A 25539-nucleotide genomic window follows, 5' to 3' on the forward strand; every position below is an offset into this window, starting at 1 on the left:
TCATGGACCAGAATGTCACGCCGCTGCGCGCCGAGGCCGAGGCGGATCGCTTCACCGTCGCGGGCGTCGAGTTGGCGTCCCGGCTGTTCATCGGCACCGCCGGCTACCCGACCCAGGCGATCATGCGCGACGCCGTCGCGGTCTCGGGGGCCGAGGTGGTGACCGCCTCGATCCGCCGGGTTTCGCTCCAGGGCCACGGCTCCGACACGGTGCGCATCCTCAAGGGCAAGCGCTTCCTGCCCAACACCGCCGGCTGCGAGACGGCCCGCGACGCGATCATGACCGCCGAGCTCGCCCGCGAGGCGCTCGACACCAACTGGATCAAGGTCGAGGTGATCGGCGATCGCGAGACCCTCTACCCGGACGTGGCCGAGCTGATCGAAGCCTGCCGCCACCTCGTGGACGAAGGCTTCGTGGTGCTGCCCTATTGCAACGACGATCCGGTGGTCTGCCAGCGCCTGGAGGATCTCGGCTGCGCCGCGATCATGCCGATGGGCTCGCTGATCGGCTCCGGCATGGGGGTGGCCAACCCGGCCAATATCGAGTTGATCTGCCGCCGGGCCGGGGTGCCGGTGATCGTCGATGCCGGCATCGGCACGGCTTCCGACGCGGTGATCGCCATGGAGCTGGGCGCGGCCGCCTGCCTGATCAACACCGCGATCGCCAAGGCCGACGACCCGGTCCGGATGGCCCGCGCCATGGGCCGGGCCGTCGAGGCCGGGCGCGACGCCTATCTTGCCGGCCGGATCCCGCGCCGGGGCAGGGCCGACCCGTCGAGCCCGCAGCTCGGCCTCGTCGGCTCGTGAGGAGCTTGCCGGCGCCGCTCCTGGCGGTGACGGACCGGCAGGGGCTGTCGCGTCCGCTGATGGAGACCGTGCAGGCGCTGCTCGACGGCGGCGTGCGCTGGGTCTGGTTCCGCGACCGTGATCTCGAGCCGGAGGCGCGCTGCGCGCTCGGCGCCGACGTAGCCGGCCGGATCCGCGCGGCGGGCGCATTCCTGACGGTCGGCGGCGATGTCGCGCTGGCCCAGGCTCTCGGTGCCGATGGGGTGCATCTCGGTGGCGCGACCGGGCCGGATGCAGTTGCGGAGGCCCGCGCGGCGCTCGGGCCAGACGCCCTGATCGGCGTCTCGGCCCATGCACCCGTCGAGGTCGAAGCCGCCGCACTTGCCGGCGGCGACTACGTCACCCTGAGCCCGATCTATCCCACCGCCAGCAAGCCCGGCTACGGCCCGGCCCTGGGCCCGGACGGCATCGCAGCGGCCTGCCGCGCCGGCTTGCCGGTGGTCGCGCTCGGCGGCATCACGCCGGATCGAATCCCGGAATGCCGGGATGCCGGGGCGGCCGGCATCGCCGTGATGGGCGGGCTCATGCGTGCGCCCGACCCCGCCGCCGCGGCCCGGGCCTTCCTCGCCCCCTGGGCTGAGTAAGCGGCCCCCCCCCCCGCGTCGTTCTCGAACGCTGAGCACGATCCTGCCCTGGGAGTCCGCGCCCTGCGTCGCCGCGATCAGCCCGCGGGGCGGATGAGGCGCCGACCGAACACGGGCGCAGGTCGTCAGCCGCAGCAAACTATGTCTCAATCCGCCCCCCGATTCGGAGGGTGGCGTTGCGCGCAGACCGTTCGTCCTTTGGCTGGCGCTGGCTCGGCCGTTCCCTCGCGTTGCGCCGGGGCCAGGTGGCCCGGCTGCTCCTCGCCATCGCGGCGGGTTACGGCGTCGGGTTGGTCTTCCCGGTCGCCACGCAGCGGATCGTCGACGCGATCGTGGCCGGGCGGGCCGACCTGCCCCTGCTCGGACTGGCCGTGCTCGCCCTCCTGTCGATCGGCGCGGAGGTCGCGCTCACCGCGTTCCGGGGGCGCCTGATCATCGAGCTGGCGGTCCATCTCGACCGCCGGATGTCGCGCCGGGTCTTCGCCCATCTCCTGCGCGTGCGGATCGACGGGGCGAACTTCAAATCCGGCGAAGTGCTGAACCATTTCCAGCAGGTCACGAAGATCCGGGACTTCGTCCTGCATCAGATCCCGAACTCGGTGATCGATGCCGGCGGAGCGCTCGTCGCGTTCGGCCTCGTGTTCTACTACGACCTCGCCGTCGGCCTGGCGCTGGCCGCGGCGGCGCCGGTGATCGTCGTGATCGCCAGCAACCAGATCAGCGGCATCTGGAAATCCGCGAAAGCCTACTACCAGGCGGTCAGCGTCCGCGACGGCACGCTGGCGGAGACCGTGAACGGCCTGCCCACCGTGAAGGCGCTCGCCCTGGAAGGGCCGCGCATGCGCCGCTGGAACGCGGTCATCGCCAGCGTCCTCGGCGAGCTCAGCGCCGTGATGGACCTCCAGCGCCGCTACGGGCTGCGGTCCCAGGCGGTGTCCCGGGCCGTGACGCTGCTGGTGATCGGCGTCGGCTGCTGGCGCATCTATGGCGGCCATCTGACCGTCGGCGAGTTCCTGGCGATCCAGGTCGTCTCGGCCCGGATCACCGGCCCGCTCCTGAGCAGCGCGGACATCCTGCGCATGGCCCAGGAGGTGAACGTCGCGATCCGGGAGATCGGCAGCTTCCTCGACCTGCCCCGCGAGCGGGCGAGCCGCCATCCGCCCCTGCGCCGCCTCGGCCGAGGCGGCATCCGGCTCGATGGCGTGTCGCTGACCTATCCGGGTACGGCACGGCCGGCCCTGCAGGATCTCAGCACGGTGCTGCCGGAGCGGGGCATCGTCGCCATCGTCGGGCGCAACGGCTCGGGCAAGTCGACCCTGCTGCGCATCCTGCTCGGCCTGCAGCGCGACTATAGCGGCCGCGTGGAGATCGGCGGCGCGGACCTGCGCGATTACGATCCCCGCTGGCTGCGCGGCCGGATCGGCACCGTGGATCAGGATACGATGCTGTTCTCCGGGAGCCTGCGGGAGAATCTCGCCGGGCAGCGTCCCGACGCGGCGTCGATCGAGGCGGCGCTGCGCTTCGCCGGATTGGGGGCGCTGGTCGAGACCCTGCCCCAAGGCCTCGACACCGCGCTCGGGGAGGGCGGCCGGACCCTGTCCGGCGGTCAGCGCCAGCGCCTGTCCATCGCCCGGGCGGTGGTCCGCAACCCGCCGGTCGCGCTCCTCGACGAGCCGACCGCCTTCCTAGATCCGGAGGCCGCGCTGGCGCTGGAGCGGAACCTCACAGCCTGGGGCCGCGACCGGCTGCTGATCCTGGTCACGCACCACCTCGCCGCCGCACGCCAAGCCGACCGGATCCTGATCCTCGACGGCGGCCGGCTGCTCGGCGACGGCCGCCACGACGATCTGCTGCGCGAGGTGCCGCTCTACGCGGCGCTCTGGGAGGATTACACCCGCTCGATGGCCCAGCCCGCCGGGCGGGAAGCCGAAGCAGTGAGCTGACCTTACGGCGCAGCGGGGCCGTAGGGCGGACGCGGGATCGCCCGGTGCGCGGCCCGGAGCGCCGCCGACCAGCGCTCCCGCAGGTCGTGGAAATAACCCTCGCCGGCCTCGATCCGGTGGTTCACCTCGAGGACCAGGGCGTTCCGCCGGGCCACGGCGATGTCGATCGGCAGGCCGACGCCGAGATTCGACCGCATGGTCGAATCCATCGAGACGAGGCTCACCTTCAGGGCGTCGTAGAGGTCGCTCTCGAACTTCACCGCCCGGTCGAGGATCGGCTTGCCGTATTTGTGCTCGCCGATCTGGAGGAACGGCGCATCGGTGCTGCACTCGATGAAGTTGCCGGCCGAGTAGATCAGGAACAGCCGCATCCCCTCGCCGGCGATCTGGCCGCCGAACAGGAGCGAGATCGAGAACCGGATGCTGGCCGCCTCGAACCCGTCCTTCTCGATCGCCCGGACCCGCCGGATGGCGCGGCCGATGAGCTGCGCCGCCTGGAACATGGTCGGCGCCTCGATCAGCTTCTGGGCCGGCTCGCCGTCCTCGCCGGGCACGCCTTCCTGCAGCAGGCTCAGGACCGATTGGGTGATCGACAGGTTGCCGGCCGAGGCCAGCATCATGACCCGCTCGCCCGGCACGTTGAAATGATGGAGCTTGCGGTAGGTCGAGATGTCGTCGAGCCCCGCATTGGTGCGGGTGTCGGCGACCATCACGAGCCCTTCCTCGACGAGGACACCGACGCAGTAGGTCATGGATCTCGGGCTCTCGCGGGGGCTTCCGGCTGGCATGCGACCGGCGGCCCGACTTCAGGGAATCAGGCAGGGAATCAGGATTGCGTGGCGTCCCTGCCTTGCTCGACGCGGAGCTTGACGTCCAGGGTCTCGGTCCCGCCGCCGGTGCGGCTGCCGCGGATCGGGGCGGCGCCAAGATAGTCCAGCCCGGTGGCGACGCGGATGTAGCCGTCGGACGGGGCGTTCTCGTAGCAGGCGTCGAACGCGACCCAGCCGAGATTCGGTACCAGGGCCTCGGCCCAGCCGTGCGGCGCCTCGACATCGGCCTCGCCGTCGTCGCGGGCGCGATAGCCCGCCACGTAGCGCGCCGGGATGCCGAGATGCCGGGCGGCGGCGATGAACACGTGGGTCAGATCCTGGCAGATGCCCTTGCCGGCGGCGAAGGCCTTCCCGGACGGCACGCCGTTGACGGCCGGTCCGGGCTCGTAGGCCACCGCCTCGGGAACCGCGGCGCGCAGGCGGTGCAGCACGGCGAGCGGCGTGCCGTCACCGTCGGTGGCGACCCGCTCGGCGAAGATCTGCAGTTCCGGGGTCGTCGTGCAGAGATCCGTATCGCGCAGGTAGAACTCGTCCGGCAGACGCTCGACCGTGCCGCGGATCACCCCGTGGGTGTCCTCGGTATCGACCGCGCCGGTGACCCGGATGGTCAGCGCGTCCGCCGGCGCGTCCGGCGTGAACCAGTGGACGATGTTGCCGAACCCGTCCTCCCGGGCGGTGAGCCGCCCATCGATGGAGGTGTCGATCCGCCAGGCGCGGACATATTGACCGTCATGGTCCCGGGGCGTCAGGCGCATGACCTGCACCAGGCCGCGGGCCGGCTGCTCGTAGGTGTAGATGGTCTCGTGGACCACGCGGATGCGCATGCGCCGGGCCTGTCCGTCTCGTCCGATTGCATCATCCCGAACGGGTCTCGCCGGCCATCAGGCGACGATGATGCGGCGTCACGTTCTCGGCGCACCGTCCCGGATCCGAGCTCCGGGACGATCCGCTAGCCGACCAGATACTGCTTGGCGATGGCTTCGCCCACCCTGTTGTTCTCCGCGATGAACGCCTCGACGAACTCGTGGAGGCCCGAATTGAACACGCGGTCGATGTCCTCGCTCTCGAGCTTGGCCAGCATGTTCCCGGCCAGGCGCTGGCTCGGGCCGCGCCGTCCGTAGGCGTCGGCGATCAGGTCGAGATACTCCACGATCACGCCGTAGCAATTGGCAAACGAGCGCGGCATCTGCTTGTTCAGCATCAGCAGGTCGGCCACCAGCAGCGGCTTGACGCTCTCGCGATAGACCCAGTGATAGGCGTTGAAGGCCGAGACCTCGCGCAGGATCGTGGTCCACTGGAAGTAGTCGAGGCTGCCGCCCACCGTCTCGTTCTGCGGCAGCAGGATCTGGTATTTCACGTCGAGGATGCGCGCGGTGTTGTCGGCCCGCTCGATCGCCGTACCGAGGCGGGTGAACCAGAACGCGTCGTTGCGCAGCATGGTGCGGAAGGCCGAGCCGTCGAAGGTCAGCGAGACGGTCTTCACCCAATCGAGGAACCGGCCGAACTCGTCGCGGCTGAGCTCCTTGCCGCTGTAGTTGCGCAGCTCCAGCCAGGCGCCGTTGATGGCGTCCCACATCTCGGTGGTGAGCGCGGTGCGCACCGAGCGGGCATTCTCGCGTGCCGACTCGATGCAGGAGCGGATCGAGGACGGGTTGTGCGGGCTGAAGGCCAGGAAGTCGCAGACCGTGTCGGCGTTGATCACGCTGTAATGCGGCTTGAACAGATCCGGGTCGCCGGCCGAGGCGAGGGCGGATTCCCACTCGTTGGTCTCGCCGCCGCCATAGCTCGTGGGCAGCGAGGCCAGCCGGTGCGCCGCGTCGAGGATGCGCGCGACGAAGTCGGCGCGCTCCACGTAGCGCGAGAGCCAGAAGAGGTTGTCGGCAGTCCTGGACAGCATGGTGTGCGACTCGGCTCGGCGGCAGGCGGCGCGTCAGAAGGGGTGGAGCGGCGACTCCCTCAAGCGTCGAGCACCCAGGTATCCTTGGTACCACCGCCCTGGCTGGAATTGACGACCAGCGAGCCTTCCTTCAGCGCGACTCGGGTGAGCCCCCCGGGCACGATGCGGATCTGATCGGCGCCGCACAGCACGAAGGGCCGCAGGTCGACGTGGCGCGGGGCGACCCCGGAGGCCACGAAGGTCGGGCAGGTGGAGAGCGACAGGGTCGGCTGGGCGATGAAGCCGTCCGGCGCGTGCTTCAGCTTCTTGGCGAAATCCTCGATCTCGCGCTTGCTTGCATGCGGCCCGACCAGCATGCCGTAGCCGCCGGAGCCGTTGACCTCCTTCACCACCAGCTCGGACAGGTTGTCCATCACGTAGGCGAAGGAGTCCTTCTCGCGGCAGCGATAGGTCGGCACGTTGTGCAGGATCGGCTCCTCGCCGGTGAAGAACTTCACGATCTCAGGCATGTAGCTGTAGACCGCCTTATCGTCCGAGATGCCGGTCCCGACCGCGTTGGCCAATGTCACGGAGCCGCGCTCGTAGGCGTTCATCAGGCCGGGCACGCCGAGGACCGAATCCGGCCGGAAGACGAGGGGATCCAGGAAATCGTCGTCGAGGCGGCGGTAGATCACGTCGACCCGGCGCGGCCCCTCAGTTGTGCGCATGTAGACGACGTCGTCCTTGGTGAAGAGGTCGGACGCCTCCACCAGCTCGACGCCGAGCTTGTCGGCCAGGAACGAGTGCTCGTAGAAGGCCGAGTTGTAGCGGCCGGGGGTCAGCAGGACCACCGTCGGGTCGCGGGTGGCCGAACCCGGGGCGAGGCTGCGCAGGGTGGCGAGCAGGGCGTCGGGATAATTCTCGACGGGGGCAACCCGGTGCTTGGAGAACAGGTCCGGGAACAGGCGCAGCATCACCTCCCGGTTCTCCAGCATGTAGGAGACGCCGGACGGGATCCGGGCATTGTCCTCGAGGACGAAGAAATCCTTCTCGCCCGTGCGGACGATGTCGATCCCGGCGACGTGGACGTAGAGGTCGTGGGGCACCCGGAACGAGCGCATCTCCATCCGGTAATGGGCGTTCCGGTAGACGAGATCGGCCGGGATGATGCCGGCCTTGATGCATTCCTGGGCGCCGTAGACGTCCTTCAGGAACAGGTTGATCGCGGTCACCCGCTGCTTCAGCCCGCGCTCCAGGAAGTCCCATTCCGGCTTGGTGATCACCCGGGGGATGATGTCGAACGGGATCAGCCGCTCGGTCGATTCGTTGTCGCCGTAGACCGCGAAGGTGATGCCGATCCGGCGGAACAGCAGCTCGGCCTGGCTCCTTCGGGTGTTGAAATGCTCGGGCGGCGTCGTCTCGAGCCAGGTCTTCAGCTTTCCGTAGGCGTCGCGGACGGCGGCCGGGTCGGCGGCACCGTTGACGATCCCGTTCATCTCGTCGAAGGCCGTCAACGCCATTCCGCTTCTCCCTCACGCTCTCGCTCTTCAGGCAAGAGGCGCGCCACCCCCAACAGGGCTATACGCGCGGTCGACAACGCTCAAGACGGCAGGAAGATCAGATCAGCTTGAGGCCTTTCAGGCTGGCATGTCCGTTTCGACCGAGGATGACATGGTCGTGCACCACAATTTTCAGTGGTGCGAGGACCGAAACAATCTCCCGCGTCATCGCCACGTCGGCCGCCGAGGGCGCCGGGTCTCCGGAGGGATGGTTGTGCGTCAGGATGATCGCGGTCGCCGAAAGCTCGAGGGCCCGGCGGGCGACCTCCCGGGGATAGACCGGCGTGTGGTCGACGGTGCCGCGCCCCTGCACCTCGTCGGCGATGAGGTGGTTGCGCTTGTCGAGGAACAGGATGCGGAATTCCTCCCGCGGCGCGAACGCCATGGTGGTGCGCAGGTAATCTTGGAGCGCCCCCCAGGAATTGAGGAGGTCGCGCTCGCGGAGCGCCCCGCGGGTGAGCCGGCGGGCCGCCGCCTCGATCACCTTGAGATCGCCGGCGACCCCGCCGCTGACGCCCTCGACCTCCATCAGCCGCGCCGGCTCGGCGCTCACCACCTCGGCGAAGCTGCCGAAGCGGGCGACGAGCGCCTTGGCCAGCGGCTTCACGTCCCGGCGGGGAATCGCCCGGAACAGGACCAGTTCCAGCAGCTCGTAATCCGGCAGGGCCTCGCCGCCGGCCGCCGCGAACTTCTCCCGCAGGCGGTCGCGATGGCCGTGATAATGCGGCGCCTCCTTGGCGGCGGGCGTCGGGCTGTCGTCGAACAGCCCCGCCGCGCCGTCGTCCGGGGCCGGCGCCACGGACGGTCAGGCCGCCGGGTTGATGGGCTGATGCAGCCCCTTCGGCGAGACCGTGAAGATTTCGACGCCCGTCTCGGTCACCGCCACCGTGTGCTCGAACTGGGCCGAGAGCGAGCGGTCCCGGGTCACCGCGGTCCAGCCGTCGCCCAGCACCTTCACGGCCGGACGGCCGAGATTGATCATCGGCTCGATGGTGAAGAACTGGCCGGGCTTCAGCGGCACGTCGTAGCTCGCCTCGACGTAGTGCAGGATGGTGGGGGCGTCGTGGTAGATCCGCCCGAGGCCGTGGCCGCAGAAGTCGCGCACCACCGAGCAGCGCTCGCTCTCGGCATAGGTCTGGATCGCCCGGCCGATATCGTTGGTCGAGCCGCCCGGCTTCACCGCCGCGACGCCGCGCATCAGCGCCTCGTAGGTGATCTCGCACAGGCGCTGCGCCTTGCGGGGGACCTCGCCGACATAGGCCATCCGGCTCGAATCGCCGTGCCAGCCGTCGAGGATCAGGCAGCAATCGAGATTGACGATGTCGCCCTCGCGCAGGGGCTTGTCGTTCGGGATGCCGTGGCAGACGACGTGGTTGATCGAGGTGCAGATCGACTTGGGATAGCCGCGATAGAGCAGCGACGCCGGATAGGCACCGTGATCCATGGCGAATTCGTAGGCGAGCTTGTCGAGCTCCTCGGTGGTGACGCCGGGCTGGGTCGCCTCCATCAGGACGTCCAGGGCCTCGGCGGTCAGGCGGCCGGCCCGGCGCATGCCCTCGAATCCCTCCGGGCCGTGGATCGGCGGCTCCGGCGCCCGGCGCGTGCCCTGCGCGGTGGCCTGTTCCTGTTGCATCGTCGAGACTTTTTGCGGCGTCGTAAATCGGCTGTCGGACCTATGTACGGTGCCGGGCGCGGCAGGCCAAGCCGCCGGCACCCGGCGGCGCGCGGGTGCGCGGCTCGGGAGGCTTGCGCCGGCTGCGGGGCTGGCGGCATAAGCGGGTGCGAGACGCCCCGGAGCGTCCGGGCAGATTCGCCCCAGCGGACGGGCGCAGGGCAGGCGAGGGCCGTATGGCAGGCAAGGCGGTACCGCACTTCCACAACGAGCCGGGCGTGCCCGTGATCGCGGTCGGGGTGAAGGAATTCATGTGCATCGGCGCGCTGCCGCCGTTCGACCACCCGCACGTGTTCCTCGACATGGGCGCCGACACCGAGATCATCTGTCAGTATTGCTCGACGCTCTATCGCTACCGCGCCGGCCTGAAGGCCGACGAGGCCGATCCGCAGGCCTGCGTCTGGCACGACGCCGCCGCCGTCGCCGCGGAGTAGCGCACCCTCCCTTGCCCTCGGACAGTCGAACGCCCTTGGAGATCGGGATCGTCGGGGCCGGCATCGGCGGTCTGACCGCGGCCCTGGCCCTGTCGGATGCCGGCCACGCCGTCACGGTGATCGAGCGCCGCACCGGTTTCAGCGAAGTCGGGGCCGGGATCCAGATCTCCCCGAATGCCAGCCGGGTGCTGGCCGATCTCGGCCTGTCGGCGGCCCTGCGCCGGGCGGCGAGCGAGCCGCCTGCGGTGGAGGTCCACGCCCTCGACAGCGGCCGCCGGATCGGCGGCGTCAGCCTCGGCGCGGCGGCGCAGCAGCGCTTCGGCGCACCCTATTACGTGATCCACCGGGCCGACCTTCAGACCCTGCTGCTCGACGCCCTGCGCAGCCGCCCGGCGATCCGCCTGATGATGGGCCGCGACATCACCGGCCTGGCCGAGACCGATTCCGGCGCCGTGCTCACCGCGGAAAGCAGCGGCGGCGCGCAGGCCCTGCCGTTCGACCTCGTGATCGGGGCCGACGGGTTGCGCTCGCGCCTGCGCGGCCATCTCGACGCGGCGCCCCTGAGGCCGGGCCGGGCGGCGGCGTGGCGCGCGCTGATCCCCAGCGAGGCGGTGCCCGAGACGTTCCAGGGCCCGGCCACGGGCCTCTGGCTCGGCCGGGGCCGGCACGTGGTGCATTACCCGGTGCGCGGCGGCCGCTTCCTGAACGTCGTCGCGGTGGTGCCCGAGACGGTGGGCGACGAGGATTGGGGGCGCCTCGGCGAGCCCGCCGTGCTGCGCGCGCATCTGCGCGGCTGCGCCGGCCCCTTGCGCGACCTGCTGAGCCTGCCCGATTCCTGGCTGGTCTGGTCGCTGGCCGACCGGGCGGTGGCGCGCCCGCTGGCCGCCGGCCGGGTGGCGCTGCTCGGCGACGCGGCGCACCCGGTCCTGCCCTACCTGGCGCAGGGCGCTGGCCTGGCGATCGAGGATGCCGCCGTGCTCAGGCGGGCGCTCGCCGACCACGCGGACGTCGCCGCCGCGCTCGCGGCATATACGGCCGACCGGACCGCCCGGGTGCGGCGCGTTCAATGGGCCGCCCGCTCCAACGGCCGGACCTACCATGCCGGCCGCCTGGTGGGCTTTGCCCGCAACATGGTGATGCGCCGCCTCGGCCCCGACGGCATGCGCGACCGCTACGCCTGGCTCTACGGCTGGACGCCCCCCGCTTGATCGCGCGCGCCGGCACGGCTACCGAGGGACCCATGCGGACGTGGCGGAACCGGTAGACGCACGAGACTTAAAATCTTGCGGCCGCAAGGCCGTGCGGGTTCGAGTCCCGCCGTCCGCACCAAGCGTCTCAGACCCGATCGCTCGGCTGATGCGACGTCGGCGCTTACCAGACCGCTTCCGATGGTTTGGACTGACGCAAATCCCTTTTTCCCCCTCATTCTGAGGTGCTGCGCAGCAGCCTCGAAGGAGTCCTCCAGGGATCGCAGGGCGAGCTGGAGGGCTCCTTCGAGGCCTCCGCTTCGCTCCGTCGCCTCAGGATGAGGGCGAGGATGGGACGGACGGGTCAAACAATCTGCGAACCGATTCGGCTCGTCGCGATGTCGATTTGCGCATCCGGCGCCGCGCGCCTGGATACTAGTCCGATGGAGCCGTCGCATACGGGGGATCCGTAATGCGATTTGGGCATCGCCCTGGCCCAGGGCACCAAACAACCCGAATCCCTCGCATTTAAGCGATCAACAAAACCCTCGCGTCGCAGCGTCGTGGCAAGCTCTCCGCCAGGAGACCCCGTGATGATCGACGCGCTTCAGACTGCGACCGCCGGCATGACCCGGGCGACCGACCGGCTCGGCACGGCAGCACAGACAGTCGCGGCGATCGGCACACCGGTCGGCGATGCGGCGCTGCCGCCCGCCGTGCAGGTCGACCTGTCCAGCACCGTCGCCGATCTGATCGAATCCCAGACGTCCTTCGCGCTGAACGCCGCGGTGGCGCGCACCGCCGACCGCATGAGCGGCCAGCTCCTCGACATCAAGGCCTGAGCGCGGCGTCCGTCATTCCGCCGGGGCCGAGCGGCGGGTGGTGATCGCCGGAACCGCCAGCAGGGCCAGGATCGCGGCGGCGGCGAACAGGAGCCCCACGCCGATCGCGCGATAGGCGACCACGCCCAAAAGGCCGCCGCCGAGGAACGCGCCGACCGTCATCAGGTGGAGCCGCAGCTTGGCGGGGTCGTGACGCTTGGCCTGGGGATCGCCCGCCTTGCGGTCCAGCCAGCGCGCGAGCTCGATGCCGATATCGGTGACCATGCCGGTGACATGGGTGGTCCGCACCCGGGCATCGGTGATCTTCGTCACCGCGGCGTTCTGCAATCCCAGGACGAAGCTGAGGCCGAACACCAGCGCCTCGCCTCGGGCGGGCTCGGCCAGCGGCAGCGCGATCAGGCCGATCGCGACGAGCAGGCAGGCCTCGGCGCAGATGCTGTAGGCATAGGCGCCGTAGGACGCATGGCGGCGGCGCCGACGGATCAGCAGCGTCGAGGTCGCGGCGCCCAGCGCGAACAGGATGACGAGGAGCAGCGCCTTGGCGGCGAGGATGAGGTCGCCGGTCCCGGCCCGGTCGGAGATCGCCGACACATTGCCGGTCATGTTCGAGGCGTAGAAGCCGACCGCGTAGAAGCCGGCCGTGTTCAGCGCGCCGGCCACCGCGGCGAGGGACCAGGATAGGTTGAGATCCGCCTGGAAGGTGCGCGTCCCGCCTTCATGGACAAGCATGGAAGTGCCGATGCCGTGGAATCAAAGCCGACTGAGCCAGCAACCGTAACCGACCCCACGCCGATCGGGTACGCAATTCCGGTGCAGCCGTGCCCTGCGCGGCCCCGGCGTGCCCCGATGTCGTGGAGGCTGCGGACGAAAGCGGGCTCCGGATCCCGGCGAAACGACACGGCGCAGCCTCCCGGGAAGGCTGCGCCGTTCGGATCTCGTGACGCCCCAGCCAGGGCACCGGACCGGCTCACCAGCCGCGGTAGTGGCGGCGGTAGCCGTAATCGTCGTCGCAATCCCAGTCGTCGCGCCAGCGGCGATGGCCGTAGCCGACCGGAACGCGCTCGTAGGTAACGACCCGTCGCGTCGCGTAGACCGGCTCCACCTCCTCGTAGGCGCGGTAGACCGGGCGGGGCCGGACGACCACGGGCGTCGGCCCGTAGCCGTCATACGGGGTGCCGTAGGAATAGCTGTAGGCGGGGGCGGCCTGGGCCGCAGCGCCGATCAGGGCGCCGGCCGCCAAGCCGCCGATGATGCCCGCCGCGATGGCGCCGCCGCCGCGGGCCTCGGCGGCGGTGGAAGCGAGGGTCCCCGCGCCGATCAGCGCGGCGGCCGAAAGCACAGCGATCCGTCTCATGACCTGACTCCGAATGCAGCGCGGGACCGCCGGGGCGATCCCGATCACGGAAGACAGAATGCCTAGGATTCGCTGCATCGACGCTGAAGTGGGCTTGCAGCTTCTGTTCAGCTTTCGACCGGTGCGGCGGTCGCCGGTGCTTCCCGGATGTAGCCGCGCGAGATCAGACGGCTGCGCTCGCGGGTGCGCCGCTCGGCATCCATCAGGTCGGACAGGGCGTCGGCGATGGCGCAGCGGAGCGCGATGCCCGCGTCGCCGTCGGCGAAACCGAGATAGGCGCGGCTGATCGCGTCGACCGGGCAGGCATGGTCCTTCTGGGCGGCGAGGGCCTGGGTCAGCATCGGGATCTCCTTCGTTGCTGCCGGAACGAAAAGAGAACAAGCCAGAAGGGTTAACGTTTCGTCAACGGGCCCGGCCGCCCCATCGCGACCGCCCGTTAACCCTGTGGATAACGGGGATTTGGCACCCGCGGGTTGTGGATAGGCCTGTTCACGCCGGCCCGGCAGGCTGGGGGATCCCATCCCGGGGAATCGCGTGTCCCCCGTCAGCGGGACGGTTGCGCCACGGCGCCGACCGGGCCATCAGCGGAGGCGATGGCCGGCCCGACACCCGCACTGCCGATCGAGGCGGCGCTCCCCGCATTGCGCAGCGCGCTCGCCGCCCGGAACGCCGCCGTGCTGGTGGCGCCCCCCGGCGCCGGCAAGACCACGCGCGTCCCCTTGGACCTGCTCGACGCGCCCTGGCTGGGCGCGAAAAAGATCATCCTGCTGGAGCCGCGCCGTCTCGCGGCCCGGGCCGCCGCCGCCCGGATGGCGCAGACCCTGGGTGAGGCGGTCGGCGGCACGGTCGGCCTGCGGGTCCGGCTCGGCTCGAAGATCTCGGCGAGGACCCGGATCGAGGTGGTCACCGAGGGCGTGTTCACGCGCATGATCCTCGAAGATCCGGAGCTCGCCGGCGTCGGCGCGGTCCTGTTCGACGAATTCCACGAGCGCTCCCTCGACGCCGATCTGGGCCTGGCCTTCGCGTGCGACGCGCAGGGCGGGTTGCGCGAGGATCTGCGCATCCTGGTCATGTCGGCGACCCTGGACGGCGCCCGGGTCGCGCGGCTGCTGGGCGATGCCCCGGTCGTGGCCTCCGAGGGCCGGGCCTACCCGGTGGAGACCCGCTATGTCGAGCGCGACCCGAACCGGCGGATCGAGGATTCGGTCGCCGAGGTGACCCTGCGCGCGCTGCGGGCGGATCCAGGCTCGGTGCTGGTGTTCCTGCCGGGGCAGGCCGAGATCCGCCGGACCCACGATCTCCTGGCCGACAAGGTCGGGCCGGAGGTCCAGCTCGCCCCGCTCTACGGCGCGCTGACCCCGGCCGAGCAGGATCGCGCCGTCGCGCCGCCGCCGCCCGGCACCCGCAAGGTCGTGCTCGCCACCAGCATCGCCGAGACCTCCCTGACCATCGAGGGCGTGCGGATCGTGGTCGATTCCGGTCTGGCGCGAGTACCGGTCTACGAGCCCGGCCTCGGCCTGACCCGCTTGGTGACCGCCCGGGCGTCGCGCGCCTCGGTGGATCAGCGCCGGGGCCGCGCCGGGCGGACGGAGCCGGGCCTGTGCTGGCGGCTGTGGTCCGAGGCCGGCACCAACGCGCTCGAACCGTTCACCCGGCCCGAAATCCTGTCGGCGGACCTCGCCGGGCTGCTGCTCGACTGTGCCGCCTGGGGCGTCACCGACCCGCGCACGCTCAACTTCCTCGACCCGCCCCCTGCGGCCGCGCTCACGGAGGCCCGCGCCATGCTCGGCGCCCTCGGGGCGCTCGATTCGGACGGGCGGCTCAGCGAGATCGGCACGAAACTGCGCGCCCTGCCGCTGCCGCCGCGGCTGGCCCGGATGGTGACGGTGGCGGCCGGGACGGGCCAGGCGCGGGCCGCCGCCGACCTCGCGGCAGTGCTGGTCGAGCGCGGGCTCGGCGGCGACGGCATCGATCTCGACGAGCGGGTGGAGCGCTTTCGCCGGGACCGGGGCGGCCGGGCCGCGGATATGCGGCGCCTGGCCGAGAACTGGGCGCGGATCGCCGGGGGCGCCCAGCAGGACGACCGGGAAGCGGCCGGCCCGCTGCTGGCTCTGGCCTATCCGGACCGGGTCGCCCGGGCCCGGGGCCGGGAGGGCGAGTTCGTGATGGCCAGCGGCCGCGCCGGCCGTCTCGACCTGGCGAGCCCGCTCGCCCGGGAGACCTATCTGGTGATCGCCGACCTCGCGGGCGCCGCCGGCAATGCGCGCATCCTGGCGGCCGCCACCATCGGGGCCGAGGCGATCGAACGGCTGTTCGCCGACCGGATCGAGGCCCGCACCGAGGTGACGTTCGATCCGCAGGCCGCCGCCCTGCGGGCCCGGGCGGTCCGGCGTCTGGGCGCGGTCAATCTCGGCGAGCGGCCGTTGCCGGTCCCGGCCGACGCGGAGTCCGCAGCGATCCTGGCCCGCGGCATCGTCGGCCTCGGCCTCGACCGCCTGCCCTGGACCCCAGGCCTGTCGCAATGGCGCGCCCGGGTGCAGTTCCTGCGCGCCGCGGAGGGCAGGGATTGGCCGGACCTGTCGGACGCCGCCCTGGCCGAGAGCGCCGAAACCTGGCTGGCGCCGGCTCTTGTCGGGCGCAACGCCCTGGCGGCGATCACCCCGGACGACCTCGCCGGCGCCCTGCAGGACCTTCTGCCCTGGCAGTTGCGCGGCCGTCTCGACGCCGCGGCGCCGACCCATGTCGAGGTTCCGACCGGCTCGCGCATCCCGGTCGATTATACCGAGGCCGAGCCGGTCCTGGCCGTCCGGGTCCAGGAATTGTTCGGCCTCGACCGGCACCCGACCGCGGGCGGCCGCCCCCTCGTCCTGCACCTGCTGTCGCCGGCGCACCGCCCGATCCAGATCACCCGGGATCTCCCGGGCTTCTGGCGCGGTTCCTGGGCGGCGGTGCGGGCGGAGATGCGCGGGCGCTACCTGCGCCACCCCTGGCCGGAGGACCCGCTGGCCGAGGCCCCGACCCGGCGCGCGAAGCCGCGCGGGACGTAAGTCCGCAGGGCATCGACCCTCTCAACGACAGGACGGACGCGACGCGATGACGACCGACCCGAAGACGTTCGATCCGGCATCCGAGGGCTGGGCGGAGGTGGAGGACCACGGGTTCATCGCCCATGTCGGCCCGCTGCATGTCCGAGCCGCGGACGGCGCCTACGCGTTCCGGGCCGAGCAGAAGCACGCCAACCTGATCGGCGTTGTCCATGGCGGCATGCTGATGAGCTTCGCCGACCGCGCGCTGGGCGAGACCGCGATGCGGGCGGCGGATGGTGCGAACTGCGTGACGATCCAGCTCGAGATGAAGTTCATCGATGTCGGCCGTCTCGGCGACTGGATCGTGGTGCATCCCCAGGTGGTCAAGCGCACCGGCTCCCTGGTGTTCATGCGCGGCGATGTCCGGGAGGGAACGCGCCTCGTGGCGTCGGCGGACGGCGTCTGGAAGATCCTGCGGCGCAAGCCCGGTTGATCGCCAGACGTTCCGCGCCATAATGCCGCGATCGCCAAGATCGAGATCGACAAACGGTCGGCAGATGGGGAGGAACGTCATGCGGCAACCGCAGGTTGATGCCATCAAGACTGGGCTCGCATTGCCGTCCCGGCGCGCGATGCTTGTCGGCGCCGGCGCTGCTCTGGCTTCCGCCACGAGCGCCTTCGGCCAGCCGGAACCGCCGAGCACGGTGACCAACCCGCCGCGGGACTTCCGGCCCGGCGCATCGCCGTGTACCTATTTCAACGATCCCGACGTGATCACGGTCGATCCGTCCTTCGAGCGTTACATCGTCCCCAACAGCGCGATTCGCCGTCTCTGGACCGGCGCGCTCTGGGCCGAAGGGCCGGCCTGGAACAGCCTCGGCCGCTTCCTGATCTGGAGCGACATCCCGAACGGCCGGCAGATGCGCTGGCTGGAGGAGGACGGCCATGTCGGCGTCTTCCGCAGCCACAGCAACAACTCGAACGGCAACAGCTTCGACCGCCAGGGCCGCCAGATCTCCTGCGAGCACATCACCCGCCGGGTGGTGCGCTACGAGCTCGACGGTTCCGCCACGATCCTGGCCGACCAGTTCGACGGCAAGCCGTTCAATTCCCCCAACGACGTCGAGCAGTATGCCGACGGGTCCTACTGGTTCACCGATCCGCCCTATGGCGGCCTTCTGTACGAGGGGACGCCGGACGAGGCGGGCGGCCCGTCGAACCCGCAGGGCCATCTCAATCCGCGGCTCGGCCAACCGGCCGGTCTCCGGACGAGCAAGCGCGCGCTTCCCAACGCGCTCTACCGGATCGATCCCACCGGCCGGATCGACCAGGTCCTGACCGACGCGCAGGTGCCGAATCCGAACGGCCTGTGCTTCTCGCCCGATCACAAGACGCTCTACCTCTCCTCCACCGGCAAGGGCCCGGGCGATGCCGGCCCCGGCGGCAAGGGCGAGGTATACGCCTTCGATGTCGGGACCGGCGCCAGCCTGTCGAACCGGCGGCTGTTCTCGGACTGCGTCGTCGACGGCGTGAAATGCGGCCCCGACGGGATGCGGACCGATGTCGACGGCAACCTTTGGGTGGCGAGCAACGCGGGCCGCGCCGTCGGTTACAACGGCGTCACGGTCTGGAACCCGCAGGGCAAGCTGATCGGCCGCATCCGCCTGCCGGAGGTCTGCGGCAACCTCACCTTCGGCGGTCCGAAGCGCAACCGCCTGTTCATGACTGCGAGCCAGTCGCTCTACGCGGTCTACGTGAACACGCAGGGGGCGGGACCGGCCTGAGCGGGGAGGGCGGCTCGGGCAGGCCTTCGCTGTCGGAAGGCCCTTCCGGGCCTCCTCCAACCCAAGCTCCTCGAGCATGAGGACGGGGAGGGGGACATCCGTCTAGCCGACCTGCGCGCGCTGCGACGGTGAAGGCGGCGGACAGGGGCGACACGTCACAATCCAACCGTGGTGCGGGGCCGCGGAAGCGCTATCTGTAACGGGCATGAGCGAGGATCCCGCCCCCGACCCGACCTTGAGCCGCCTCAGCGCCGCCCTGGGCGACCTGCCCAAGCGTGGGCTGCCGCCGGTCGACACGTGGAATCCGCCCTATTGCGGCCCCATCGACATCCGCATCGGCGCGGACGGGACCTGGCACCACAACGGCTCCCCGATTCGCCGGGAGAAGCTGGTCAAGCTGTTCGCCTCGATTCTGCGGCGCGAGCCGGACGGGCGGGTCGTGCTGGTCACCCCGGTGGAGAGCGTCGGCATCACCGTGGAGGATGCGGCCTTCGTGGCCGTGGAGATGGCGGTCGACGGCGAAGGGGAGGGCCGGCGGATCTCGTTTCGGACCAATGTCGACGACCTTGTGAGCGTCGATTCCGAGCATGCCTTGCGCTTCGAGCAGGGCCCGGACGGGGCGTTGAAGCCCTATCTCCATGTCCGCCGTGGGCTCTGGGCCCGGGTGACCCGGGCGCTCACCTATGATCTGGTCGATCTCGCAGAGGAGCGCGTGATCGACGGGCGGCCGTGGCTCGGGCTCTGGGCCGGCGGCATCTTCCACACCATTGCCCCGGCCGAGGCCGCGTGAGCGACACGCGCGCCGATTTCCTCGCCCGCGCCGCGTCTCACCTGTCGCCGGACCCGCCGGGCCCGGACGACCCGACCTCGAATCCCCGTGGCGATCACAGCCTCGACCCGGACGGCAGCGCCGTGATCCCGCCGCCCCCGCATCGGCGGGCCGCCGTGCTGGTGCCGGTGGTGTTCCGGGCCGGCGGTCCCCGGCTGGTGCTGACCCAGCGTGCGGCCAACCTGCGCGACCATTCCGGGCAGGTCGCGCTGCCCGGCGGCAAGATCGACCCCGCCGATCCCGGACCGGCGGACGCGGCCCTGCGGGAAGCCCATGAGGAGATCGGGCTCGCGCCCGAAAGCGTGCGCCTGCTCGGCTATCTCGACCCCTACCTGTCCGGCACCGGGTTCCTGGTGACACCGGTGATCGGCATCGTGCCCGACGACGCCGCCTTCACGCCGAACCCGTCCGAAGTGGCGGACGTGTTCGAGGTGCCGCTGCCGGTTCTGATGGATCGGGAGCGCTACGTCCTGGAGGCGCGGGTCTGGCAGGGACGCACCCGCCGCTACTATGCCCTGACCTTCGAAGACCGCCTCATCTGGGGGGTCACGGCCGGGATCCTGAACAACCTCCGGGAGCGCCTCTACCCGGAAACCAGCACGCACCCCACGGGATAAGGTCACCGACAATCATGCTGCGCCGCCTCATCGAAGAGTTCGGCCTCTTCCTCATCCCCTTCGCGGTGTTCACGATCTACCTGGTGCTGGTCGGCCGCAATCCGCTCCGCCGGGTGCATTGGGATCCGCACCTCCTCCGCCTCGTGCTCACCGGACTCGCCATCGTGATCGGAACGCTGGTCTACGAGGGCCTGTTCTCCGAACGCCGGGCCGGCGGGTACGTGCCGCCCCACATGGAGAACGGCCGCCTCGTACCGGGCGGCTTCAAGTGACCCACGCGCTCGATCACGGCGGGCTGGCGGCCCTCCTAAACCAGCCGGGCGTGCGCCGGGCGTTGGCCGCTCTGGACGCGAAGGGCGCCGAGACCCGCCTGGTCGGTGGCTGCGTGCGCGATGCGCTGCTCGGCAATCCATCCGCCGATATCGACCTCGCGACCACGCTGCTGCCGGATGCGGTGATGGACGCCGCCCGCAGGGTACCGGGCCTCAAGGCGGTGCCGACCGGGATCGAGCACGGCACCGTGACGCTGGTCACCGGAGATGGACCGATCGAGGTCACGACCCTGCGCGAGGATGTCGAGACCGATGGCCGCCACGCCGTGGTGCGGTTCGGCGGCGATTTCGCCCGGGATGCCGAGCGGCGCGACTTCACCGTCAACGCGCTCTCCCTCGGGGCCGACGGGCGCCTGCATGACACGGTCGGCGGGCTGCCCGATCTGGCGGCCGGTCGGGTCCGCTTCATCGGCGATCCCGCGACCCGCATCCGCGAGGATGCGTTGCGGATCCTGCGCTTCTTTCGCTTCCATGCCCGCTTCGGCGCCGGCCCACCGGATGCGGCGGCGCTCGCCGCCTGTATCGCTGCGCGCGACGCCCTGGACCGGCTATCCCGCGAGCGGATCCGGGCCGAGTTCCTGAAACTCCTGACCGCCCCCGGCGGGGTGCCGATGGTCGGAACGCTGAGCGCCACGGGGCTGCTCCAGCGGATCACGGGCGGCGTCGCCGAACGCGGGCGCCTGGAACGAGCCAGCGCCGCCGCACTCTCGCCGGTGATGCGTCTCGCCGCCCTCTCGGTCGAAAGCCGGCAGGACGCGGATCGCCTGCGCGAGCGCTTGCGTCTGTCGAAGCAGGAATACGGGCTGCTTACCGGCTATGCGGATGCGCTGGCGGACCTTCACGGCCGCGCCGGGATCGACGCACCGGCCGCGCGCGCGCTGGCCGCGGAACACGGGCTGCCGTTACTCAGAGAGACGCTGGCCATCTTGTCCGGCGAGCCCCGGCCGATCCTGACGGAGGACGCCGAGCGGGCGCTGCAGGCTCTGAGCGGGGAGGGCGGTGCGCCGAGCTTCCCGCTGGCGGGGGCGGATCTCGTGGCGGCCGGCCTGCCGGCCGGACCCGCCATCGGCCGCGGATTGGCCGCGGCCCGGTCGCTCTGGTTGGAACTCGGTTGCCCGATGGGCGCCGAGACGCGGGCGACGCTGCTGGAGCGGGCGCTCGCGAGCGCGCGTGCGTGACCGATCAGAGCTTGAGCAGCGCCTTGGTCTCCTGAAGCTGGACGATCTGGCCGTTCAGCTCCTCGCGCTTCTGCAGGTCTTCGGTGGCGTCGCGCTGCAGCTCGGCCGCCTCGATGTCGCGGTCGAGGGATTCGTGCGTCAGCTCCTCGATCGGCGCGGCGCGCTCGGCCAGAACCGTCACGGCGGTCGGGCCGATATCGGCGAAGCCGCCGCGGACGTAGATCCGCTTGCCGCTGCCCTGGCTCTCGGTGATCACGATGACCCCGACCCGCAGGGAGGTCAGGACCGGGGCGTGGCCCGGCATCACGGTCATCTCGCCCTCGGTGCCGGGCAGCTGAACGGCCGTCACCTCGCCGGAATACAGCGTCCGCTCGGGGCCGACGAAATCGAAGTGGAAGGTGGCCATCTCAGGACGATCCCGGAACCGCAACGCGCTCTCCGCCCCATCGCGGGGCGGAGCTGGAGGTGGGGCGGTACGGGCGGCGCCGACGAAGCTCGCCGATGCCGCCACCCCACCCCGACCCCTCCCCGCAACCGGGGAGGGGATGCCGGCCTTAGGCGGCCTTCAGTTTCTTGGCCTTCTCCTGGGCCTGCTCGATCGTGCCGACCATGTAGAAGGCGGCCTCCGGCAGGTCGTCGTAATCGCCGTTCACCAGGCCCTTGAAGCCCTTGATGGTGTCTTCCAGCGGCACCTGCACGCCCGGCGAGCCGGTGAACACCTCGGCGACCGAGAAGGGCTGCGAGAAGAAGCGCTCGATCTTGCGGGCGCGGGCGACGGTGAGCTTATCCTCCTCGGACAGCTCGTCCATGCCCAGGATCGCGATGATGTCCTGGAGCGCCTTGTAGCGCTGCAGCGTCTGCTGGACGCGGCGGGCGACGTCGTAATGCTCCTCGCCGAGGATTGCCGGCGACAGCATGCGCGAGGTCGAGTCCAGCGGATCCACCGCCGGGTAGATGCCCTTCTCGGCGATCGAGCGGGACAGCACGGTCGTGGCGTCGAGGTGGGCGAAGGAGGCGGCGGGCGCCGGGTCGGTCAGATCGTCGGCCGGCACGTAGATGGCCTGCACCGAGGTGATCGAGCCCTTGGTGGTGGTGGTGATGCGCTCCTGCAGGGCGCCCATGTCGGTGGCCAGCGTCGGCTGGTAGCCCACCGCCGAGGGGATGCGGCCGAGTAGCGCCGACACCTCGGAACCCGCCTGGGTGAAGCGGAAGATGTTGTCCACGAAGAACAGCACGTCCTGACCCTCGTCGCGGAACTGCTCCGCGATGGTCAGGCCGGTCAGCGCGACGCGCGAGCGGGCGCCCGGCGACTCGTTCATCTGGCCGTAGACCAGGGCGCACTTGGAGCCCTCGGCCGAGCCGTTATTCTCCTTCGGGTCCAGGTTCACCTTGGACTCGATCATCTCGTGGTAGAGATCGTTGCCCTCACGGGTCCGCTCGCCGACGCCAGCGAAGACGGAGTAGCCGGAGTGCACCTTGGCGATGTTGTTGATCAGCTCCATGATCAGCACGGTCTTGCCGACGCCCGCGCCGCCGAACAGGCCGATCTTGCCGCCCTTGGCGTAGGGGGCGAGCAGGTCGACGACCTTGATGCCCGTGACCAGGATCTGCGCCTCGGTGGACTGGTCGGCGTAGGAGGGGGCCGGCTGGTGGATGGCGCGGTAGGTCTCGCACACGACCGGGCCGGCCTCGTCGATCGGCTCGCCGATCACGTTCATGATGCGGCCCAGCGTGTTCATGCCCACCGGGACCTTGATAGGCTCGCCGGTATCGGTGCACTCCTGGCCGCGGGTCAGGCCCTCGGACGTGTCCATGGCGATGCAGCGCACGGTGCTCTCGCCGAGCTGCTGGGCGACCTCGAGGACGAGGCGGGCGCCGTTGTTCTTGGTCTCCAGGGCGTTCAGGATCTCGGGCAGGTGCCCGTCGAACTGCACGTCGACCACGGGGCCGATGACCTGGGTGATCTTGCCGACCTTGTTGGAGCCGGCGCCGGGGATTGCGGTGTTCGCCATCGTAAACCTACCCTTCAAGCTGTGCGTTCAGGTCGCGGAGCCTCAGAGAGCTTCCGCGCCCGAGATGATCTCGATGAGTTCTTTGGTGATCATGGCCTGACGCGTGCGGTTGTAGATCAGCGTCTGCTTCTTGATCATCTCGCCCGCATTGCGGGTGGCCGAGTCCATGGCGCTCATCCGCGCACCCTGCTCGGACGCGGCGTTCTCCAGGAGCGCCCGATAGACCTGCACGGTGAGGTTCTTCGGCAGCAGCGTCTCCAGGATCGCCTCCTCAGAGGGCTCGAATTCCAGGGCGGCGTTGCCGTTGGCGCTCTTGACCGCGGTGTCGGCCGCCGGCAGCTCCGCCGGGATCAGGCGCTGCGCGGTGGGGATCTGCGAGATCACCGACCGGAACTCGGAATAGAACAGGGTCGCGACGTCGAACTCGCCGGCCTCGAAGCGCGTCAGGATCTTGTTGGCGATCTCGGCGGCGAACTCGTAATCGACCGGGCGATTGCCGCGGATATCCATGCTCTCGACGATCTGGTCGCGGTAGAGGCGACGCAGCTGGTCGTTGCCCTTTTTGCCGACCGTCATGATCTTGACGGTCTTGCCCTCGGCGGTGAGCTTCTGGATGTATTCCCGGACCGCCAGGCGGACGATCGAGGAGTTGAACGCGCCGCACAGGCCGCGATCGCCGGTGCAGACGACCAGGAGATGGGTCTGCTCGGAACCGGTCCCGGACAAGAGCTTCGGGGCGCCAACGCCGCCGACCAGATTGCCGGCGAGGTTGCCGAGCACCTGAGCCATCTTCTCCGCGAAGGGACGGCCGGCCTCAGCGGCCATCTGCGCCCGGCGCAGCTTGGCGGCGGCGACCATCTGCATGGCCTTGGTGATCTTCTGCGTCGCCTTCACCGAGGTGATGCGGTTGCGCAGGTCCTTCAAACTCGCCATCGGGCCGCGTCCAGATCCGTTCCAGGGCCTCTCCTCCCCCGTGCGGGGAGGAGCCGAAGGTGGGAATTGTGCCGGGTCTGGCGGCCGATGGTGCGATCAGCACCGGTGCCGCCCCCAACCCTCCCCACCGGAGGCGGGGAGGTCACACGGGTCAGCGCCCGATTAGGCGCCGATCGACTTGGCCACGCCCTCGACCACGCTCTTCAGCTTGCCGGCGCTCTCGTCCGACAGGTCCTTCGAGGTGGCGATGGCGCTAAGCAGGTCCTGGTGCTTCGTGCGCAGCGTGCTGAGCAGGCTGTCCTCGAAGGCGCGGATCTTGCTCACCGGGAGCTTGTCCAGGTAGCCGTTCACGCCGGCGTAGATCACGGCGACCTGCTCTTCCATCTTCAGCGGCGAGAATTGCGGCTGCTTCAGGAGCTCGGTGAGCCGCGAGCCGCGGTTGAGGAGCTGCTGGGTCGAAGCGTCGAGATCCGAGCCGAACTGCGCGAAGGCCGCCATCTCGCGGTACTGCGCCAGCTCGCCCTTGATCTTGCCGGCGACCTTTTTCATCGCCTTGGTCTGGGCCGAGGAGCCCACCCGCGACACCGAGAGGCCGACGTTCACCGCCGGGCGGATGCCCTGGTAGAACAGGTCGGTCTCGAGGAAGATCTGGCCGTCGGTGATCGAGATCACGTTGGTCGGGATGTAGGCCGAGACGTCGTTGGCCTGGGTCTCGATGACCGGCAGCGCGGTCAGCGAGCCGTTGCCGGCGGCGTCGCCCATCTTGGCGGCGCGCTCGAGCAGGCGGCTGTGGAGGTAGAACACGTCGCCCGGATAGGCCTCGCGGCCCGGCGGGCGGCGCAGCAGCAGGGACATCTGGCGGTAGGCCACGGCCTGCTTGGACAGATCGTCGTACACGATCACGGCGTGCATGCCGTTATCGCGGAAATACTCGCCCATGGCGCAGCCGGCGAAGGGCGCGATGAACTGCATCGGCGCAGCGTCCGAGGCGGTGGCCGCGATGACGATCGAGTATTCCAGGGCACCCTGGTCCTCGAGCACCTTCACGAACTGGGCGACCGTGGAGCGCTTCTGGCCGATGGCGACGTAGATGCAGTAGAGCTTGGACTTCTCGTCCCCGCCCGCAGCATGGCCCGGCTTCTGGTTGAGGATGGTGTCGAGGGCGATGGCGGTCTTGCCGGTCTGACGGTCGCCGATGATCAGCTCGCGCTGGCCGCGGCCAACCGGGATCAGGGCGTCGATCGCCTTCAGGCCCGTGGCCATCGGCTCGTGCACCGACTTGCGCGGGATGATGCCCGGCGCCTTCACGTCGACCCGGCGACGCTCGGTGGACTGGATCGGGCCCTTGCCGTCGATCGGGTTGCCGAGGCCGTCGACCACGCGGCCGAGCAGGCCCTTGCCGACCGGCACGTCCACGATCGCGCCGGTGCGCTTGACGGTCTGGCCTTCCTTGATCTCGCGGTCGGAGCCGAAGATCACGATGCCGACGTTGTCCTGCTCGAGGTTGAGCGCCATGCCGCGCACACCCGACTCGAACTCGACCATCTCACCGGCCTGGACGTTGTCGAGGCCGTAGGCGCGGGCGATGCCGTCACCGACGGACAAGACCTGCCCGACCTCGGAGACCTCGGCCTCTTCGCCGAAGTTCTTGATCTGGTCCTTCAGGATCGCGGAGATCTCGGCGGCGCGGATGTCCATACTC

General features: G+C 70.3%; 26 protein-coding genes and 1 tRNA gene. 14 read left to right on the forward strand and 13 right to left on the reverse strand.

The window, feature by feature from the left end:
* Positions 1–2: 2 nt before the first annotated feature.
* From thiG to LGR69_RS02965, 3 genes are all read left to right on the forward strand, one after another.
* Positions 3–806 carry a thiazole synthase gene (gene thiG, locus LGR69_RS02955; protein ID WP_007567755.1) on the forward strand — a complete coding sequence of 268 codons (804 nt, stop codon included), beginning with the start codon at positions 3–5 and terminating at the stop codon, positions 804–806.
* Complete coding sequence (locus LGR69_RS02960; protein ID WP_230365119.1) at positions 803–1429, forward strand: thiamine phosphate synthase; 627 nt, start codon at positions 803–805, stop codon at positions 1427–1429. The genes thiG and LGR69_RS02960 overlap by 4 nt, the downstream gene beginning before the upstream one ends.
* A 176-nt stretch (positions 1430–1605) precedes the next feature.
* Complete coding sequence (locus tag LGR69_RS02965; RefSeq protein WP_230365120.1) at positions 1606–3372, forward strand: peptidase domain-containing ABC transporter; 1767 nt, start codon at positions 1606–1608, stop codon at positions 3370–3372.
* A 2-nt stretch (positions 3373–3374) separates the two neighbouring features.
* On the opposite strand, the gene LGR69_RS02970 is transcribed toward LGR69_RS02965, so the two are convergent.
* From LGR69_RS02970 to map, 6 genes are all read right to left on the reverse strand, one after another.
* On the reverse strand, positions 3375–4124 hold the full coding sequence (locus LGR69_RS02970) for a peptidase (protein WP_230365121.1): 750 nt from the start codon (positions 4122–4124) through the stop codon (positions 3375–3377).
* Between the two features lie 74 nt (positions 4125–4198).
* Positions 4199–5026: a transglutaminase family protein gene (locus LGR69_RS02975; RefSeq protein ID WP_230365122.1), complete on the reverse strand. Its 828-nt coding sequence runs from the start codon at positions 5024–5026 to the stop codon at positions 4199–4201.
* Positions 5027–5151: 125 nt separating this feature from the next.
* Positions 5152–6099, reverse strand: a complete 948-nt coding sequence (locus LGR69_RS02980; protein ID WP_007567743.1) for an alpha-E domain-containing protein — start codon at positions 6097–6099, stop codon at positions 5152–5154.
* A gap of 59 nt (positions 6100–6158) precedes the next feature.
* Positions 6159–7598: a circularly permuted type 2 ATP-grasp protein gene (locus tag LGR69_RS02985; RefSeq protein ID WP_007567741.1), complete on the reverse strand. Its 1440-nt coding sequence runs from the start codon at positions 7596–7598 to the stop codon at positions 6159–6161.
* Between the two features lie 97 nt (positions 7599–7695).
* Positions 7696–8436, reverse strand: a complete 741-nt coding sequence (gene radC, locus LGR69_RS02990; RefSeq protein WP_370881340.1) for a RadC family protein — start codon at positions 8434–8436, stop codon at positions 7696–7698.
* A gap of 6 nt (positions 8437–8442) precedes the next feature.
* Entirely contained in the window at positions 8443–9270 is an 828-nt protein-coding gene (gene map, locus LGR69_RS02995; RefSeq protein ID WP_007567737.1) for a type I methionyl aminopeptidase, read from the reverse strand.
* A gap of 215 nt (positions 9271–9485) precedes the next feature.
* On the opposite strand from map, the gene LGR69_RS03000 reads away from it, so the two are divergent.
* From LGR69_RS03000 to LGR69_RS03015, 4 genes are all read left to right on the forward strand, one after another.
* The gene (locus LGR69_RS03000) at positions 9486–9743 is read left to right on the forward strand and encodes a zinc-finger domain-containing protein (protein WP_050732645.1); all 258 of its coding nucleotides are present in this window, start codon (positions 9486–9488) and stop codon (positions 9741–9743) included.
* 11 nt (positions 9744–9754) lie between these two features.
* On the forward strand, positions 9755–10951 hold the full coding sequence (locus LGR69_RS03005) for an FAD-dependent monooxygenase (protein ID WP_230365123.1): 1197 nt from the start codon (positions 9755–9757) through the stop codon (positions 10949–10951).
* A 34-nt stretch (positions 10952–10985) separates the two neighbouring features.
* A tRNA-Leu gene (locus LGR69_RS03010) sits at positions 10986–11072 on the forward strand.
* 451 nt (positions 11073–11523) lie between these two features.
* A complete protein-coding gene (locus tag LGR69_RS03015) occupies positions 11524–11772 on the forward strand; it encodes a flagellar basal body rod C-terminal domain-containing protein (protein WP_230365124.1) in 249 nt (82 codons plus the stop codon).
* A 12-nt stretch (positions 11773–11784) separates the two neighbouring features.
* Here the strand turns inward: LGR69_RS03015 and LGR69_RS03020 are convergent, their stop codons facing one another.
* From LGR69_RS03020 to LGR69_RS03030, 3 genes are all read right to left on the reverse strand, one after another.
* Positions 11785–12501: a YoaK family protein gene (locus LGR69_RS03020; RefSeq protein WP_230365125.1), complete on the reverse strand. Its 717-nt coding sequence runs from the start codon at positions 12499–12501 to the stop codon at positions 11785–11787.
* 238 nt (positions 12502–12739) lie between these two features.
* Entirely contained in the window at positions 12740–13126 is a 387-nt protein-coding gene (locus LGR69_RS03025; RefSeq protein WP_230365126.1) for a hypothetical protein, read from the reverse strand.
* Between the two features lie 107 nt (positions 13127–13233).
* Positions 13234–13467: a hypothetical protein gene (locus tag LGR69_RS03030; protein WP_007559340.1), complete on the reverse strand. Its 234-nt coding sequence runs from the start codon at positions 13465–13467 to the stop codon at positions 13234–13236.
* Positions 13468–13719: 252 nt separating this feature from the next.
* Between LGR69_RS03030 and hrpB the strand changes: the two genes are divergently transcribed.
* The 7 genes from hrpB (at position 13720) to LGR69_RS03065 (ending at position 20892) form a co-directional block, all read left to right on the forward strand.
* Positions 13720–16173 carry an ATP-dependent helicase HrpB gene (gene hrpB / locus LGR69_RS03035; RefSeq protein ID WP_230365127.1) on the forward strand — a complete coding sequence of 818 codons (2454 nt, stop codon included), beginning with the start codon at positions 13720–13722 and terminating at the stop codon, positions 16171–16173.
* A gap of 46 nt (positions 16174–16219) precedes the next feature.
* Positions 16220–16645, forward strand: coding sequence for a PaaI family thioesterase (locus LGR69_RS03040; protein ID WP_122160568.1), 426 nt, complete (start codon positions 16220–16222; stop codon positions 16643–16645).
* 79 nt (positions 16646–16724) lie between these two features.
* On the forward strand, positions 16725–17936 hold the full coding sequence (locus LGR69_RS03045; protein ID WP_370881339.1) for an SMP-30/gluconolactonase/LRE family protein: 1212 nt from the start codon (positions 16725–16727) through the stop codon (positions 17934–17936).
* Between the two features lie 205 nt (positions 17937–18141).
* Positions 18142–18726, forward strand: a complete 585-nt coding sequence (locus LGR69_RS03050; RefSeq protein ID WP_230365128.1) for a DUF1285 domain-containing protein — start codon at positions 18142–18144, stop codon at positions 18724–18726.
* Positions 18723–19382, forward strand: coding sequence for a CoA pyrophosphatase (locus LGR69_RS03055; RefSeq protein WP_230365129.1), 660 nt, complete (start codon positions 18723–18725; stop codon positions 19380–19382). Before LGR69_RS03050 ends, LGR69_RS03055 begins: the two co-directional genes overlap by 4 nt.
* A gap of 14 nt (positions 19383–19396) precedes the next feature.
* Positions 19397–19654 carry a DUF6111 family protein gene (locus LGR69_RS03060; RefSeq protein ID WP_091862280.1) on the forward strand — a complete coding sequence of 86 codons (258 nt, stop codon included), beginning with the start codon at positions 19397–19399 and terminating at the stop codon, positions 19652–19654.
* Positions 19651–20892, forward strand: a complete 1242-nt coding sequence (locus tag LGR69_RS03065; RefSeq protein WP_230365130.1) for a CCA tRNA nucleotidyltransferase — start codon at positions 19651–19653, stop codon at positions 20890–20892. The genes LGR69_RS03060 and LGR69_RS03065 overlap by 4 nt, the downstream gene beginning before the upstream one ends.
* A 4-nt stretch (positions 20893–20896) precedes the next feature.
* Here LGR69_RS03065 and LGR69_RS03070 read toward each other — a convergent pair whose 3' ends face one another.
* The 4 genes from LGR69_RS03070 to atpA all read right to left on the reverse strand — a co-directional run bounded on the left by LGR69_RS03070 (position 20897) and on the right by atpA (position 25535).
* Positions 20897–21298, reverse strand: a complete 402-nt coding sequence (locus tag LGR69_RS03070) for a F0F1 ATP synthase subunit epsilon (protein WP_007566550.1) — start codon at positions 21296–21298, stop codon at positions 20897–20899.
* Positions 21299–21446: 148 nt separating this feature from the next.
* Complete coding sequence (gene atpD / locus LGR69_RS03075) at positions 21447–22904, reverse strand: F0F1 ATP synthase subunit beta (RefSeq protein WP_007566551.1); 1458 nt, start codon at positions 22902–22904, stop codon at positions 21447–21449.
* 42 nt (positions 22905–22946) lie between these two features.
* Positions 22947–23837, reverse strand: a complete 891-nt coding sequence (locus LGR69_RS03080; RefSeq protein WP_007566552.1) for a F0F1 ATP synthase subunit gamma — start codon at positions 23835–23837, stop codon at positions 22947–22949.
* A 162-nt stretch (positions 23838–23999) separates the two neighbouring features.
* Positions 24000–25535 (reverse strand): F0F1 ATP synthase subunit alpha, encoded by a 1536-nt coding sequence (atpA, locus tag LGR69_RS03085; RefSeq protein ID WP_007566553.1) that lies wholly within the window; start codon positions 25533–25535, stop codon positions 24000–24002.
* Positions 25536–25539: the final 4 nt, after the last annotated feature.

The organism is Methylobacterium brachiatum (genome assembly GCF_020523825.1).
Lineage (GTDB): Bacteria > Pseudomonadota > Alphaproteobacteria > Rhizobiales > Beijerinckiaceae > Methylobacterium > Methylobacterium brachiatum.

Coding starts and splice junctions, on each gene's coding strand:
- thiG (WP_007567755.1), top strand. CDS start 3: ATGGACCAGAATGTCACGCCGCTGCGCGCCGAGGCCGAGGCGGATCGC.
- LGR69_RS02980 (WP_007567743.1), bottom strand. CDS start 6,099: ATGCTGTCCAGGACTGCCGACAACCTCTTCTGGCTCTCGCGCTACGTG.
- LGR69_RS03045 (WP_370881339.1), top strand. CDS start 16,725: ATGCGGCAACCGCAGGTTGATGCCATCAAGACTGGGCTCGCATTGCCG.
- LGR69_RS02970 (WP_230365121.1), bottom strand. CDS start 4,124: ATGACCTACTGCGTCGGTGTCCTCGTCGAGGAAGGGCTCGTGATGGTC.
- LGR69_RS03050 (WP_230365128.1), top strand. CDS start 18,142: ATGAGCGAGGATCCCGCCCCCGACCCGACCTTGAGCCGCCTCAGCGCC.
- LGR69_RS03000 (WP_050732645.1), top strand. CDS start 9,486: ATGGCAGGCAAGGCGGTACCGCACTTCCACAACGAGCCGGGCGTGCCC.
- atpD (WP_007566551.1), bottom strand. CDS start 22,904: ATGGCGAACACCGCAATCCCCGGCGCCGGCTCCAACAAGGTCGGCAAG.
- LGR69_RS03080 (WP_007566552.1), bottom strand. CDS start 23,837: ATGGCGAGTTTGAAGGACCTGCGCAACCGCATCACCTCGGTGAAGGCG.
- LGR69_RS03030 (WP_007559340.1), bottom strand. CDS start 13,467: ATGCTGACCCAGGCCCTCGCCGCCCAGAAGGACCATGCCTGCCCGGTC.
- LGR69_RS03025 (WP_230365126.1), bottom strand. CDS start 13,126: ATGAGACGGATCGCTGTGCTTTCGGCCGCCGCGCTGATCGGCGCGGGG.
- atpA (WP_007566553.1), bottom strand. CDS start 25,535: ATGGACATCCGCGCCGCCGAGATCTCCGCGATCCTGAAGGACCAGATC.
- LGR69_RS03060 (WP_091862280.1), top strand. CDS start 19,397: ATGCTGCGCCGCCTCATCGAAGAGTTCGGCCTCTTCCTCATCCCCTTC.
- LGR69_RS02985 (WP_007567741.1), bottom strand. CDS start 7,598: ATGGCGTTGACGGCCTTCGACGAGATGAACGGGATCGTCAACGGTGCC.
- hrpB (WP_230365127.1), top strand. CDS start 13,720: ATGGCCGGCCCGACACCCGCACTGCCGATCGAGGCGGCGCTCCCCGCA.
- LGR69_RS02975 (WP_230365122.1), bottom strand. CDS start 5,026: ATGCGCATCCGCGTGGTCCACGAGACCATCTACACCTACGAGCAGCCG.
- LGR69_RS03040 (WP_122160568.1), top strand. CDS start 16,220: ATGACGACCGACCCGAAGACGTTCGATCCGGCATCCGAGGGCTGGGCG.
- LGR69_RS03015 (WP_230365124.1), top strand. CDS start 11,524: ATGATCGACGCGCTTCAGACTGCGACCGCCGGCATGACCCGGGCGACC.
- LGR69_RS03020 (WP_230365125.1), bottom strand. CDS start 12,501: ATGCTTGTCCATGAAGGCGGGACGCGCACCTTCCAGGCGGATCTCAAC.
- map (WP_007567737.1), bottom strand. CDS start 9,270: ATGCAACAGGAACAGGCCACCGCGCAGGGCACGCGCCGGGCGCCGGAG.
- LGR69_RS03070 (WP_007566550.1), bottom strand. CDS start 21,298: ATGGCCACCTTCCACTTCGATTTCGTCGGCCCCGAGCGGACGCTGTAT.